We start from the raw sequence: 13526 nt of genomic DNA on the forward strand, positions 1-13526 counted from the left end.
CCAGGAGCCCTACCCGCCCTGAATCGGGTGGTGTCGACACAGTGCGCACGATCTCGCGTGTACCGGGTGCTGTCCCCGCTCGAGAGCACCCGCGGCGAGTGAGCGCGGCAAGCCGGTCGTCGTCCTCGGCGGACATATGGCCGACCGACCAGCGTGCGTGCTCGTAGCACGGCCGGTGTACGGGCCGACGACCAGTGACGTCCATTACAGTCGCGGTGGACACGGTGCGCCGTGTGGCGCGGAATCGGTGTCGGCCCACCGCCGGTTGGTACGGACCGGCTGAGCGCGGGGATGAATATGGTGGCCGATCGAAGTTGTCCGTGATCAAACGGGCAAGGTGACAGGTGGGTGGGGGAGCGGGGTCCAGAAATCCTGGTCGGGCGGTGCTTCCAGGTCGAGCCGGCCGTCGGGACGCCAGTCCGCGCCGAGGCGCAGGCGCCAGGAGTGCAGGTGGGTGCGGGGATGGGTGCCGGTGCGGTCGAACAGGGGGTCGCCGGTGATGGGGTAGCCGATCCAGGCCAGGTGTACGCGGAGTTGATGACGGCGGCCGGTGATCGGGTGCAGGGCCACGACGGTGTGCTCGTTGTGCCGGGCCACGACGGCGAACTCGGTGCGAGAAGGGTAGTTCTTCGTGTTCAGCAGGTCGGCGTCGGCGACGGACCAGCGGTCCCCGGTGCGCTGGATCGTCTCGCGAGGCGCGGCCACCCGGACCCGGTTCTTCCGGCCGACGCTGAGCGGCAGTTCGACGACCCCGCGGTCGGGCAGCGGTTCCGGTCCGGCGGCGACCACGGCCAGATAGGTCTTCTCGGCCGTCTGCTTGTTGAACTGGCGGGTCAGCTGTCCGTGCGCGGGAAGCTGCCGGGCCAGCAGCACCAGACCGGAAGTGACCTTGTCTATCCGGTGCACCGGATACAACTTCTCGCCCGTGGCCTCGGCGGCGGCGACGATATCGGTGTCGTGCCGCTCCCCGGTGACCGAGATCCCGGCGGGTTTGTTCAACGCCAGAATCGCCTCGTCCTCGGTGAGCAGGCAGCGCGCCCGCAGCTCGGGCCAGTCGATATCCACCGGTCGAGCGTAGAGCCGGGGCCCGAGCCGGGGTCGGCAGGGACCGCGATCAGCCGTCCGCACGAAACTCCCGGAATCCTGGATGGGCCGACAACTTCGCAATGTTGCAGGCAGAATATGGCGTGCCGCCGCCTTCGCCCAGGTCGAGTGGAGGCGGCCGATGGAGCCACCCGGTTGTCGCCGGGGCTCGGTTCCGCCCGGTGTCCGGCCGCGCGACGCGAGCCGGGCCGTATCCATCGGGCGGATCGACCGTACGGCCATGAGTCACCGATAGCGCAACACGGCGGCCCGGGACGGGATCGTGGTCCCCGGTCGCGTTGGACCGAAATCGCCCGTCGAGCGGTTGTGGACTGGGCGCAAAGAGCTTGCCGGACCGACCCTTCCCGGGAGCAATGGTGGCCTCTTCGACTCCGCTGAACGCCGTCCGCGCCGTCGCCGGCGATCACACCGTGTCCGGCGGACGCACCCTGATGCTGGTCCTGGCGACCGTGGGGTTCGCGCTCAACTTCTGGGCGTGGGCCCTGCTCAGCCCGCTGGCACCGCGTCTACGGGAGGAACTGGGACTCAGTTCGTTCCAGGAGTCGCTGGTGGTGGCGGTTCCGGTGATCGTGGGATCGCTGGGCCGGATCCCCGTCGGGGCGCTGGCCGATCGCTACGGCGGACGGCTGATGTTCCCGGTGGTTTCGCTGATCACCGTGGTGCCGGTGCTGTTCCTGGGGCTGGTCGGCCATTCGGCGCTGGCGGCGTTGCTGATCGGTGGATTCTTCCTCGGAGTCGGCGGCACGGTGTTCGCGGTCGGGGTGCCGTTCGTGAGCCGCTGGTTCCCGCCGGAGAAGCAGGGACTGGCGATCGGGGTGTACGGGATGGGGATGGGCGGTACCGCCATCAGCGCGCTCACCACCGTGCAACTGGTCGATATGGGCGATACCGCCACCCCGTTCCTGCTGTGCGCCGCCGCGCTGGCCGTCTACGCGATCGTCGCATGGTTCCTGCTGCGCGACGCTCCCGGCCGGACCGCACCCAGCGAGTCGATGACCACTCGGCTGAAGCAGACCATGCGCTTGCCCGCTACCTGGGAGGCCTCGGCGTTGTACGCCGTCGCCTTCGGCGGGTTCGTCGCGTTCTCGGTGTACCTGCCGTCCTATCTGCGCACCGCCTATGACCTTTCCCAGGCGGACGCGGCCAACAGAATGGCCGGGTTCGTGCTGCTCGCGGTGATCATGCGGCCGGTCGGCGGCTGGCTGGTCGACCGGTTCAACGGACCGGTGGTACTCGCCACCACCCTCGGTTTCGTGGTCGCCGCCGCGGCTGTACAGGCCGCCACCCCGGACCTGATACCGGTCGGCACCATCGCTTTCCTCGTGCTGGCCGCGGCCCTCGGGGCGGGTAGTGGGGCAACCTTCGGACTGGTCGCGCAGATCGCGCCGCCCGGAAAGGTCGGGTCCATCACCGGGTTCGTGGGCGCCGCCGGCGGTCTGGGCGGTTTCGTACCGCCGCTGGTGATGGGAGCCATCTACGAATCGACCGCCGATTACGGCCCGGGGTTGCTCGCGCTGGCCGCGGTCGCGCTGGCCGCGCTCGTCTTCACCCTCACAGTCGTGCGGCGTGAAGTTGCCCGGCAACGGAGCTGAGGCGTCCCGATCGACGATGCAGAAGGAGTACCGATGATGCGACACCTCCACCGATGTACCCCGCTCCCGGGAGGTCTCGCGATGCGTCACCCCCGTATCGGTCTGCGTGAATCACAGGTGCACTCTTGCGAGGAGGTCGTATGACCGGTGGGCGACGCGGCTCCGGCGGGACACGGCTCGACGGGGAGCTCACCGACGCGCTCGTGGGCACCCGGCGGTTCTTCACCCGCGCCGAGGTCTCGCCGGACCGGCGGTCGATGTTCGAAACCGGTGGGCGGCAGGCGGACGAGTTCTACCGGGACCGCTGGAGTCACGACAAAGTGGTGCGGTCCACACACGGTGTGAACTGCACGGGGTCGTGTTCGTGGAAGATCTACGTCAAGGACGGGATCATCACCTGGGAAACGCAGCAGACCGACTATCCGTCGGTGGGCCCCGACAAACCGGAATACGAACCGCGCGGTTGCCCGCGTGGTGCCGCGTTCTCCTGGTACACCTATTCGCCGACCCGGGTGCGGTATCCGTATATCCGCGGCGTGCTGCTGGAGATGTACCGGGCGGCGAAGAATGCCATCGGTGACCCGGTACGCGCCTGGGCTTCCATCGTGGAGGATCCGGAATCGGCCCGGCGCTACAAGGCCGCGCGCGGTAAGGGCGGCCTGGTCCGGGCGACCTGGGACGAGGCGACCGAGATGATCGCCGCCGCGCATATCCACACCATCGAGCGGTACGGCCCGGACCGGATCGCGGGTTTCTCACCGATCCCGGCCATGTCGATGGTGTCGCATGCCTCGGGGGCACGGTTCGTATCGCTGATCGGCGGGGCGATGCTGTCGTTCTACGACTGGTACGCCGATCTGCCGGTCGCGTCACCGCAGATGTTCGGCGACCAGACCGATGTGCCGGAGTCGGGGGACTGGTGGGATGCCGGCTATCTGATCATGTGGGGATCCAATCTGCCGGTGACCCGCACCCCGGACGCGCACTGGATGGCCGAGGCTCGGTACCGGGGGCAGAAGGTTGTGGCGGTATCCCCGGATTACGCAGACAACGTGAAATTCGCCGATGAATGGCTGGCCCCGCACCCCGGCACCGACGGCGCCCTCGCGATGGCGATGGGGCATGTGGTGCTGCGGGAATTCTTCGTCGAACGGGAGGTGCCCTACTTCGCCAGTTATATCCGGCAGTTCACCGACCTGCCGTTCCTGGTGCGGTTGGAGGAGAGTGACAGCGGCTACCTACCGGGAAAGTTCCTGACCGCCGCCGATCTGGACGAATACCTCGGAACCGAGAACCCGGCATTCAAGACCGTGGTGCTCGACACCGAGGGCAGGCCGGTGGTGCCGAACGGTTCGCTGGGGTATCGCTTCGGTGAAAGCGGGGCCGGCCGCTGGAATCTCGACCTCGAAGGGGTCCGGCCGCAGCTCACCCTGCTGGGTGACAATGCGGTCACCGTATTGATGCCGCGTTTCGACACCACCGGCGGTGAAGGCGCGACCGTACAGCGTGGCGTCCCGGTACGCCGGGTGAACGGGCACCTGGTCACCACGGTTTTCGATCTGCTGCTGGCACAGTACGGGGTGCACCGTGCAGGTCTGCCGGGGCTGTGGCCGGTCGACTACGACGACCCCGCCCAGCCCTACACCCCGGCCTGGCAGGAATCGATCACCGGGGTTCCAGCGGCCGCGGTGCTGCGGATCGCGCGCGAATTCGCCGCCAACGCCGAGGAGAGCCACGGCCGTTCGATGATCGTGATGGGCGCCGGCACCAATCACTGGTTCCATTCCGACACCATCTACCGGGCGTTCCTCACCCTGACCACGATCACCGGCTGCCAGGGCGTCAACGGCGGCGGATGGGCGCACTATGTGGGTCAGGAGAAATGCCGGCCGGTGACCGGGTGGACCCAGCTGGCGTCGGCGCTGGACTGGTCGCGTCCGCCGCGGCAGATGATCCAGACCGCCTACTGGTACCTGCATTCCGATCAATTCCGCTACGACTGGTTCGGCGCCGACACCCTCTCGGCCGCGCACGGCGGCGGTCGCCTGGCCGATATGACCACCGCCGATGTGATCGCGCAGGCGGCGCGGCTCGGCTGGATGCCGTCCTATCCGACCTTCGACCGCAATCCGCTGGACCTGGTCGACGCGGCCGCGGCCGACGGCGGATCACTGGCCGGGTACGTGGTCTCCGAACTGCGGGCCGGCCGGATGCGGTTCGCCTGCGAGGATCCGGACGCGCCGGAGAACTTCCCGCGTGTACTCAGCGTGTGGCGGGCGAATCTGCTCGGCTCGTCGGCCAAGGGCAACGAATACTTCCTGGAACATCTGCTCGGCACCGAATCGTCGCTGCGCGCCTCGCCCACCCCGGCCGGTGCTCGGCCCCGCGATGTGGTGTGGCGGCCCGAGGCCCCGCGCGGCAAACTCGATCTGCTGCTCACCCTGGATTTCCGGATGACCAGTACGACCCTGTTCTCCGATATCGTGTTGCCCGCCGCCACCTGGTACGAGAAGCACGACCTCAACACCACCGATATGCACCCGTTCGTGCATTCGTTCAACCCGGCCATCGCAGCGCCCTGGCAGACCCGCAGCGACTGGGACGCCTTCCAGGCGATCGCCGAGAAGTTCAGCGAGCTCGCGGGGCCGCGGCTGGGGGTGCGTAAGGATGTGGTCGCGGTACCGCTGCTGCACGACACCCCGGACGAACTCGCCACACCGCACGGCCGGGTCGCGGATTGGAAGTACGGCGAAACCGAACCGGTCCCCGGCGTCACCATGCCGAAACTCGTCGTGGTCGAACGTGATTACGGCGCTGTGGGCGCCAAGATGCGGGCCCTGGGGCCACTCGCGGAAAAACTCGGCGCCACCACCAAGGGCGTCACCTTCGACCTCGCCCCCGAGGTCGACTATCTACGGCACAAGAACGGCATGATCCGCGGCGGCCCCGCCGACGGCAGACCGTCACTACAGCGCGGAATCCAGGCCGCCGAGGCGATCCTGGCGCTGTCGGGCACCACCAACGGCCGCCTCGCCACCGAAGGTTTCCGCTCGCTGGAGCAGCGCACCGGCGTGCCGCTGGCCGATCTGGCCGCAGAACACGAGGGCAAACGCATCACCTTCGCCGATACCCAGGCCGCGCCGGTCCCGGTGATCACGTCACCGGAATGGTCGGGATCGGAGTCGGGTGGCCGGCGGTACTCCCCGTTCACCATCAATGTCGAACGCCGCAAACCGTGGCATACGCTCACCGGCCGCCAGCATTTCTACCTCGACCACGACTGGATGGCCGAACTGGGCGAGGGGCTGCCCGTTTACCGTCCGCCGCTGAATATGGCGGCGCTGTTCGGTGAACCGGGTATCGGCTCGGTGGGCGAACTCGGCGTCACCGTCCGCTACCTCACCCCGCACAGCAAATGGTCCATCCACTCCGAATACCAGGACAACCTGTTCATGCTGAGCCTGTCCCGGGGCGGTCCGACGATCTGGATGTCACCGCAGGACGCGGCGAAGATCGAGGTCGCGGACAACGAATGGGTCGAGGCGGTCAACCGTAACGGTGTGGTGGTGGCGCGCGCCGTGGTCTCGCATCGGATGCCGGCCGGCACGGTGTACATGTATCACGCGCAGGACCGGCTGATCGACGTCCCGATCAGCGAAACCTCCGGGCAGCGCGGCGGTATCCACAATTCGCTCACCCGCCTGCTGATCAAACCCAGCCACCTCATCGGCGGCTACGCCCAGCTCAGCTTCGCGTTCAACTATCTCGGTCCCACCGGAAATCAACGCGACGAGGTGACGGTGATCCGTCGTCGCGGTCAGGAGGTGAGTTACTGATGCGGGTCATGGCGCAGATGGCGATGGTGATGAATCTCGACAAATGTATCGGCTGCCATACCTGTTCGGTGACCTGTAAGCAGGCGTGGACCAACCGATCCGGTGTCGAATACGTCTGGTTCAACAATGTGGAAACCCGGCCCGGACAGGGCTACCCACGCACCTACGAGGATCAGGAGAAATGGCGCGGGGGCTGGGAGCTGAACCGTCGCGGGAACCTGAAACTCAAAGGCGGCGGCCGATGGCGGAAATTGTTCACCATCTTCAGCAACCCGATCCTGCCCGAACTCGGCGACTACTACGAACCCTGGACCTACGACTACGAGAACCTCACCACCGCACCCGCCCAGCGGCACACTCCGGTGGCCCGGCCGAAATCGCTGATCACCGGTAAGAATACGAAAATCGAATGGTCGGCGAACTGGGACGACGACCTCGGTGGCGCCACCGAATACGGCGACCGCGATCCGCTGCTGGGCAAACTCGCCGAAAAGGTCCGGTTCGAATTCGAACAGACCTTCATGTTCTACCTGCCCCGGATCTGCGAACACTGCCTCAACCCGTCGTGCGCGGCATCGTGCCCCTCCGGCGCCATCTACAAACGCAGCGAGGACGGGATCGTCCTGGTCGATCAGGACCGCTGTCGCGGCTGGCGTATGTGTGTTTCCGGCTGCCCGTACAAGAAGGTGTATTTCAATCACCGCACCGGAAAAGCCGAGAAATGTACCTTCTGCTTTCCGCGGGTCGAGGTGGGGCTGCCCACCGTCTGCGCGGAAACCTGCGTGGGCCGGTTGCGCTATATCGGCCTGGTGCTCTACGACGCGGATAAGGTGCTGGAAGCCGCCGCCACTCCCGACGAACAGGGGCTCTACCAGGCGCAGCGCGATGTGTTCCTGGACCCGGCCGATCCGGAGGTCCGGCGGGAAGCCGAACGCGCCGGAATACCCTACGACTGGGTGGAAGCCGCGGACAGATCACCGATATACGCGCTCATCAACACCTACCAGGTCGCGCTGCCGCTGCATCCGGAATACCGCACCATGCCGATGGTCTGGTATATCCCGCCACTGTCACCGGTGGTCGATATCGTCCGCGACACCGGTCACGACGCGGAGGATTACGACAACCTCTTCGCCGCCATCGAGGCGCTGCGCATCCCGGTCGACTATCTCGCCCAATTGTTCACCGCCGGCGATCCGGCCCCGGTCACCGATGTCCTGCGCCGGCTCGCCGCCATGCGCAGCTATATGCGCGATATCAATTTCGGCCGCGAGCCCCGGGAGCGGATAGCCGAGGCGGTCGGGATGACCGGCGAGCAGGTCTACGATATGTTCCGCCTGCTCGCGCTCGCCAAATACGACGAGCGCTACGTTATTCCGCCCGCACACGCCGAACAGGCACACGGTCTGGAAGAACTCGCCACCGAATGCAGCCTCGATTACGAAGGCGGCCCGGGCATGACCGCGTCGGGTCCGTTCGGGGAGAGCTCCGGTGGACCGGCACCGATCGCCGTCGAGAACTTTCATATGCTGCGCAACCGGCAGACCGCCGACGCGCCTACCGCGGTGCGCGGGCAGGGCCGGGTCAACCTGCTCAACTGGGACGGTAAAGCCCCCGACGGCCTCTTCCCGCCCACCGACGACACCCCGTCCGGATCGGAGCGGCCCTGATGAAAACCGTGAAGATCGACCCGGCCCGCCGGTCCGCCGCATGGCAGGCGCAATCGCTGCTGGTCGGGTATCCGGACGAAACGCTGCACCGCAACCTGCACCTGCTCGGCGCGGTCGCCGCGACCCTGCCGCCACCGGTCGGCGATCCGCTGGCCCGGTTTCTCGCCCACGTGCAACGCAGTTCCCTGTTCGAACTGGCCGCCGACTATGTCGCCACCTTCGACCACCGCAAACGCTTCAGCCCCTACCTCACCTACTTCGCCTACGGCGATACCCGTAAACGCGGGGTGGCGCTGCTGCGTTTCAAACAGGCCTACCAGGCGGCAGGGCTCCGGTTGAGCGAGGAAGAGCTACCCGACCATCTCTGCGTGGTTCTGGAATTCGCGGCCTCCGGGCACGCCGAAACCGGTGTGCGGTTGCTCACCGAGCATCGCGCGGGCCTGGAACTGATGTGCCGCGGACTCCACGAAACCGGTTCGCCCTGGGCCGATGTGCTCGATTCGGTACTCGCGACCCTCCCGGCCCTGGCCGGCCGCGAAGAGGACGCCATCGCCCGCCTCATCGCCGAAGGACCCCCGGAGGAATCCGTCGGTCTGGCCCCCTTCACTCCACCTCAATACCTTCCCGACCCAGCCATGCCGCGAGAGCGCCGAAGCCGTGTTCCTCGCTGACCCGGATAGGTATCCCAGACCCCACGCCGCCGGTGGCGACGCCGAATTCACGGAGGTGCGTCGATGAATACAACCTTCCACGCGGCGGCCGAACAGCTCACCACAGTCGACATTCTCCTGTGGGTGGCCCTGCCCTACGCCTCCATCGCCATCTTCCTCGTCGGCCACTACTGGCGTTACCGCTACGACAAGTTCGGCTGGACCACCCGTTCGTCGCAGCTCTACGAGAACCGTCTGCTGCGCCTGGGCAGCCCGCTGTTCCATTTCGGAATCCTGCTGGTGATCCTCGGCCATATCGTCGGCCTGCTCATCCCCGAGGGCTGGACCGAAGCCGTCGGTATCAGCGAACCCGTCTACCACGCACTGTCCGTCGGCCTCGGCGTCCTCGCCGGCGCCGCCACCCTGATCGGCGCCGCCATCCTCATCTACCGCCGCCGCACCACGGGGCCGGTGTTCTCCGCGACCACCCGCAACGACAAGATCATGTACGTTCTGCTCATCGGCACCCTCGTCCTCGGTTTCGGCACCACCGTGATCAGCAATGCCATCGGCCGGCCCCACGATTACCGCCACACCGTCTCCCCCTGGTTCCGCTCCATCCTCTCCTTCCGCCCCGATACCGACCTGATCCTCGCCGCCCCCCTCGGCTTCCAGCTCCACGTGATAGCCGCCTGGATCCTGTTCGGCTTCTGGCCGTTCACCCGCCTCGTGCACGTGTTTTCCATGCCTGTCGGCTATCTGACCAGGCCTTATATCGTCTACCGGAGTCGCGACGTGGAGCTGGGGTCCCGGCGTGAGCGGCGCGGCTGGGAGCGGATTCAGTAGGAAGTCCAGGGGCCGACGTCGAATTCCATCGAAGGGGTCGAGGTTGCCCACCATTGATGTCGAAGGCTTGATGGCGGGTGAGCGTGACGTGGATGTCTCCGAAGAGGACCGGGCGGAGACGCTCGCCGATGAGCAGATGTTGACATACATCCGAACGCTTCACGATGTCGGGGATTTCGGTTTCAGCAATGGCCTGTTCAATGCTCTGCATCGGATGTTGCAGCGACATCGCTATTCCACGCAAAAGCCGGCGGGGCAGTGGCGGCGTGGGCCGGCGGACGGGTGGGTACGGAGCGCCCGATTCTGGCCAACGGATGCGAATCAGTGTTAACTTAATCGCGAACGGTCACTAACTCTGTGGTCGTGCCGAGCAGGTCAGGAGGGATCCATGCAGTCCGCGGTCATCGTCGATGTGGTTCGCACGCCGTCCGGGAAAGGCAAGATGGGCGGGGGGTTGTCGGGGGTTCATCCGGCGACCCTGCTGGCCGGGGTGCTCGAGAAGCTGATCCAGCGCAACGATCTGGATCCGGCGCTGGTCGACGATGTGGTGGGCGGGTGTGTCACCCAGAGTGGTGAGCAGGCGTTCAATATTTCGCGGACTGCCGTGCTGGCGGCGGGGTTCCCCGAGTCGGTGCCGGCGACGACCGTGGACCGGCAGTGCGGGTCCAGTCAGCAGGCGGCGCATTTCGCGGCGCAAGGCGTGATGTCGGGGGCCTATGACATCGCTATCGCTTGTGGCGTGGAGTCGATGAGCCGGGTGCCTATGTTCTCCAACGCGCAGGGACAGGACGCGAACCGCGGGCCGATCGCGCACCGGTATCCGGAGGGGCTGGTGCAGCAGGGGATCGCGGCCGAGATCCTGGCCGCGCGGTGGAAGCTGGACCGGTCGACCCTCGACGACTTCGCGGCGCGTTCGCATCGGCTGGCGGCCGAGACCGCGGCGGCGGGCGGATTCGACCGGGAGCTGGTGGCCGCCGGGGAACTCGCCGCGGACGAAACCATCCGGGCCGGATCCACCCCGGAGAAGCTGGCGGGGCTGAAGCCGGCGTTCGCCGACGAGCAGTACACGCAGCGGTTCCCGGAGATCACCTGGTCGATCACTCCCGGTAACTCCTCGCCGCTCACCGACGGCGCCTCGGCGGCGTTGATCATGAGCGAGCAGATGGCGGCGAAGCTGGGCCTGACCCCCCGGGCCCGTTTCCATTCGTTCGCGGTGCTCGGCGACGATCCGCTGCTCATGCTGACCGCACCCGTCCCGGCGTCGAAGAAGGTGCTGGACCGGGCCGGTCTGACGATCGACGATATCGACGCCTACGAGGTGAACGAGGCTTTCGCCCCGGTGCCGCTGGTGTGGCAGCACGAACTGCACGCGGATCCGGAGAAGCTGAACCCGCGCGGTGGGGCGATCGCGCTGGGGCATCCGCTGGGTGCCTCGGGGGTGCGGATCCTGGCCACCATGGTCAATCACCTCGAGCAGACCGGTGGCCGCTACGGGCTGCAGACCATGTGCGAAGCGGGTGGACTGGCGAACGCCACCATCGTCGAACGGCTCTGATACCGGACGGACCGCCACCTCCCGGCCGTACGGCCGGGAGGTGGCGGTCCATCGGTGCGTCGCGGGCCCGGCTGTGGTTCGGGCTTGCGGCCGGCGAAGGGGGCCACGACGCGGCCGCGGGTCAGTAGCGGCGTGCTCCGACCACGGGCGAATACGACATGGGCGAGATCTCTACGGTGGTGGTCGCGGCGTGGATGACCTGCCCGTCACCCGCGTAGAGGGCGGAATGCCCGCCGCCGCTGTAGGAGATCACATCACCGACACGTAGCTGGTCGAGCGGGACCGGTGTGCCGGCGGAGAGTTGGGACCAGCTGGTGCGGGGGACATCCACGCCCGCCTGCTGGTACGCCCATTTCACCAGTCCGGAGCAGTCGAAGGTGTTGGGTCCGGTGCCGCCGGAGACATACGGTGCGCCGAGTTTGCTGCGCGCCGCCTGGATTGCGAGATCGCCCGGGGCGGGAGTGAATTGTGGCGCCGGTTCCGGGGTGGTGATACCGGGGACCCCGGACGGTAGCGGAATATGGTCGGGAACTTCGAAAACACCTAGACCGGGCACTGTGACCGGCCGGGCTTCGGCGGGTGCGGCGGTGCAGAGAACGGAACCTGCCGCCGCCGCGGCGAGAACGGCCATGACGGCCATACGTTTTCGGACTAGCGGTACTGACTCCATAATTGCGGTCCTCCGTGCTCAGGTCGAGAGCCGGTGGATCGCAAAGACTTTCACCGCCGATTACGCGGCTAGGAATTCACCGACTACTCGAACAGCGTTGGAAATACACCACAGCTATATGTCGGTCCTGCAAACCCGGGGAGTCATGTTTCGCCGTCCGTCGCGCAGGCTTCGGAAACGACACGGACAAGTTGGCTAACGGAACGGTAACGGTTTGTATCGGTCCAGCGTATGAGGCGTATCGGAATTACGACGGGCGGTACCGCGCCTTGATGTGGAAACGTTCGCCCTGCGGTCCGAAGAGGCTCAGATATTCGACGGGATGTTCGTCGGCATTGCCGAACCAATGGGGGAGATGGGTGTCGAATTCGGCGACCTCACCGGGGGTGAGCACCATATCCCGGTCGCCGAGGATCAGGCGCATCTTGCCGTTGAGTACATAGAGCCAGTGATATCCCTCATGGGTGTGCAGATCGGGTTCGGCCCAGGACCGGCCGGACAGGATCTGCTTGTAGGCCTGCAGGCCGCCGGGTTTACGGGTGAGTGGGATCAGGGTCTGGCCGTGCCGGGTGATCGGGCGGATGTTGACCCGGGGGTCGCCGGTTTCCGGCGCGGCGACCAGTTCGTCCAGCGGGACGCGATGCGCCTTGGCCAGCGGTAGCAGCAGTTCGAGGCTGGGTTTACGCTGGCCCGATTCCAGGCGGGACAGCGTGCTCACCGGTATGCCGGTGAGTTCGGACAGCGCAGCCAGGGTGGTGCCGTTACGTCGCCGCAGCTCACGCAGCCGTGGGCCGATTGCGTCGATGACATCGCCGAACTCCGGATCCATGCCTCTATTGCAGTTATGGCAAATTTATTTGTCAAGATGTCGCTACCTCCGGATGCTGGAGAACAAGCCCCGAGCAGATCAGGAGATACGGATGGACCAGCAGTTCTGGGACGATATGTACGGCGAGAGCGAGCAGAGATTCAGCGGCCTGCCGAATGACGCTCTGGTCACGGAGGTGACCGGGATGACACCCGGTCAGGCTCTCGACCTCGGTTGCGGTGAAGGAGCCGACGCCTACTGGCTGGCCGGGCGTGGGTGGCAGGTCACCGCGGTGGACATTTCGAAGGTGGCGATCGAACGCGCATCCGCCGGGCATCCGGAGATCTCGTGGCGGCAGGCCGATATCACCGTCACGCCGCTGCCGGCCCGCTCGTTCGATCTGGTGTCGGCGCACTACTTCCCGATCGCACACGAACCCGATCACGCCACCGTGCGCGGTCTGCTGGACTCGGTCGCACCGGGTGGCACGCTGCTGTTCGTAGCTCACGACCCGACCGAATTCCCCGAACCGGACGAACATTCGCACGAGCAGGAAGGGCATGGGCCCCGGTTCGACCCCTACGCCTACTACCTGCCCGCCGATATCCTCGGCCTGCTCGACGACCGGTGGACGGTGCAGGTGGACGAGCGACGCGACCGTAATCGTCCCGCGGCCGGCCATCAGATCAAGGATCTCGTCCTCCGGTTGCGTCGCGCGAACTGAGGCCGCGGCGGCCTGCGCCGGAATATCGCCACCACCACCCGGATCCGGACTCCGCGCGTCGGTACACGCTG

The 13526-nt window shown here is 66.6% G+C and carries 11 protein-coding genes; 8 read left to right on the top strand and 3 right to left on the bottom strand.

Features of this window, described 5'->3' with window-relative positions:
• Window positions 1–324: 324 nt before the first annotated feature.
• Complete coding sequence (locus NFL01S_RS06970; RefSeq protein WP_062972677.1) at window positions 325–1065, bottom strand: RluA family pseudouridine synthase; 741 nt, start codon at window positions 1063–1065, stop codon at window positions 325–327.
• 395 nt (window positions 1066–1460) lie between these two features.
• On the opposite strand from NFL01S_RS06970, the gene NFL01S_RS06975 reads away from it, so the two are divergent.
• From NFL01S_RS06975 to NFL01S_RS07005, 7 genes are all read left to right on the top strand, one after another.
• Window positions 1461–2696 carry a nitrate/nitrite transporter gene (locus tag NFL01S_RS06975; protein ID WP_245670550.1) on the top strand — a complete coding sequence of 412 codons (1236 nt, stop codon included), beginning with the start codon at window positions 1461–1463 and terminating at the stop codon, window positions 2694–2696.
• Window positions 2697–2836: 140 nt separating this feature from the next.
• Window positions 2837–6532 carry a nitrate reductase subunit alpha gene (locus NFL01S_RS06980; RefSeq protein ID WP_062972680.1) on the top strand — a complete coding sequence of 1232 codons (3696 nt, stop codon included), beginning with the start codon at window positions 2837–2839 and terminating at the stop codon, window positions 6530–6532.
• Window positions 6532–8202 carry a nitrate reductase subunit beta gene (gene narH / locus NFL01S_RS06985; RefSeq protein ID WP_062972682.1) on the top strand — a complete coding sequence of 557 codons (1671 nt, stop codon included), beginning with the start codon at window positions 6532–6534 and terminating at the stop codon, window positions 8200–8202. Before NFL01S_RS06980 ends, narH begins: the two co-directional genes overlap by 1 nt.
• A complete protein-coding gene (gene narJ / locus NFL01S_RS06990) occupies window positions 8202–8873 on the top strand; it encodes a nitrate reductase molybdenum cofactor assembly chaperone (protein WP_062972684.1) in 672 nt (223 codons plus the stop codon). The genes narH and narJ overlap by 1 nt, the downstream gene beginning before the upstream one ends.
• A 63-nt stretch (window positions 8874–8936) precedes the next feature.
• The gene (gene narI / locus NFL01S_RS06995; RefSeq protein WP_062972686.1) at window positions 8937–9698 is read left to right on the top strand and encodes a respiratory nitrate reductase subunit gamma; all 762 of its coding nucleotides are present in this window, start codon (window positions 8937–8939) and stop codon (window positions 9696–9698) included.
• A 43-nt stretch (window positions 9699–9741) separates the two neighbouring features.
• Window positions 9742–10029 (top strand): Fic family protein, encoded by a 288-nt coding sequence (locus NFL01S_RS07000; RefSeq protein WP_062972688.1) that lies wholly within the window; start codon window positions 9742–9744, stop codon window positions 10027–10029.
• 57 nt (window positions 10030–10086) lie between these two features.
• On the top strand, window positions 10087–11253 hold the full coding sequence (locus NFL01S_RS07005) for a thiolase family protein (RefSeq protein WP_062972690.1): 1167 nt from the start codon (window positions 10087–10089) through the stop codon (window positions 11251–11253).
• 121 nt (window positions 11254–11374) lie between these two features.
• On the opposite strand, the gene NFL01S_RS07010 is transcribed toward NFL01S_RS07005, so the two are convergent.
• Window positions 11375–11893, bottom strand: a complete 519-nt coding sequence (locus tag NFL01S_RS07010) for a C40 family peptidase (RefSeq protein WP_062972692.1) — start codon at window positions 11891–11893, stop codon at window positions 11375–11377.
• Between the two features lie 277 nt (window positions 11894–12170).
• Window positions 12171–12752, bottom strand: coding sequence for a helix-turn-helix domain-containing protein (locus NFL01S_RS07015; RefSeq protein WP_033244170.1), 582 nt, complete (start codon window positions 12750–12752; stop codon window positions 12171–12173).
• Window positions 12753–12843: 91 nt separating this feature from the next.
• Between NFL01S_RS07015 and NFL01S_RS07020 the strand changes: the two genes are divergently transcribed.
• Window positions 12844–13455: a class I SAM-dependent methyltransferase gene (locus NFL01S_RS07020; RefSeq protein ID WP_062972807.1), complete on the top strand. Its 612-nt coding sequence runs from the start codon at window positions 12844–12846 to the stop codon at window positions 13453–13455.
• Window positions 13456–13526 lie beyond the last annotated feature (71 nt).

This window comes from Nocardia flavorosea NBRC 108225, from assembly GCF_001613385.1.
GTDB lineage: Bacteria > Actinomycetota > Actinomycetes > Mycobacteriales > Mycobacteriaceae > Nocardia > Nocardia flavorosea.

Excerpts from the sequence above, each read along its gene's own strand:
- NFL01S_RS06980 (WP_062972680.1), top strand. The coding sequence starts at position 2,837 with ATGACCGGTGGGCGACGCGGCTCCGGCGGGACACGGCTCGACGGGGAG.
- narH (WP_062972682.1), top strand. The coding sequence starts at position 6,532 with ATGCGGGTCATGGCGCAGATGGCGATGGTGATGAATCTCGACAAATGT.
- narJ (WP_062972684.1), top strand. The coding sequence starts at position 8,202 with ATGAAAACCGTGAAGATCGACCCGGCCCGCCGGTCCGCCGCATGGCAG.
- narI (WP_062972686.1), top strand. The coding sequence starts at position 8,937 with ATGAATACAACCTTCCACGCGGCGGCCGAACAGCTCACCACAGTCGAC.
- NFL01S_RS07005 (WP_062972690.1), top strand. The coding sequence starts at position 10,087 with ATGCAGTCCGCGGTCATCGTCGATGTGGTTCGCACGCCGTCCGGGAAA.
- NFL01S_RS07010 (WP_062972692.1), bottom strand. The coding sequence starts at position 11,893 with ATGGCCGTCATGGCCGTTCTCGCCGCGGCGGCGGCAGGTTCCGTTCTC.
- NFL01S_RS07015 (WP_033244170.1), bottom strand. The coding sequence starts at position 12,752 with ATGGATCCGGAGTTCGGCGATGTCATCGACGCAATCGGCCCACGGCTG.
- NFL01S_RS07020 (WP_062972807.1), top strand. The coding sequence starts at position 12,844 with ATGGACCAGCAGTTCTGGGACGATATGTACGGCGAGAGCGAGCAGAGA.